1 protein-coding gene is annotated in these 346 nt (G+C 47.7%); it reads right to left on the bottom strand.

The genetic code is table 11. The features are described from left to right. On the bottom strand, positions 1-298 hold a 298-nt coding region (locus PsWM33_RS27160; RefSeq protein ID WP_208994556.1), incomplete at its 3' end, for a hypothetical protein. Positions 299-346: the final 48 nt, after the last annotated feature.

Genomic DNA, 346 nt, shown 5'->3' with positions numbered 1-346 from the left:
CCAGTGTTGGAGAGGCGACGCTGCGTGTCGCGTGACCGGATAATCCTTTAGGGAAGGACGTACCAGACAGCGCATCAGTTAAAATTCCGCAGGTCTTATCAAGTGCCTCTAGGCGGTTACATAAAGCGTAGTGCAAAGTGAATAAAACGTCACGTTCACAACTGTTCTTCATCCGCTCGCTCAGCACCATATGCTGCACATAAGCAAGGTTCTGAAGATCAGAAACAGCAACGTTTATTTCGTCAAATTCATTCTGAAGAGTATTTGTGGCGCCACAGGCGCATGCAGTGTCGTCCATAATCAAAGCCTTTCTGACTTGGCTGTTGAATGAACCGCACGACATTGA

The sequence above is a fragment of the Pseudovibrio sp. WM33 genome (assembly GCF_001623165.1).
GTDB lineage: Bacteria > Pseudomonadota > Alphaproteobacteria > Rhizobiales > Stappiaceae > Pseudovibrio.
This window is presented reverse-complemented; position numbering and strand designations above follow the sequence as displayed.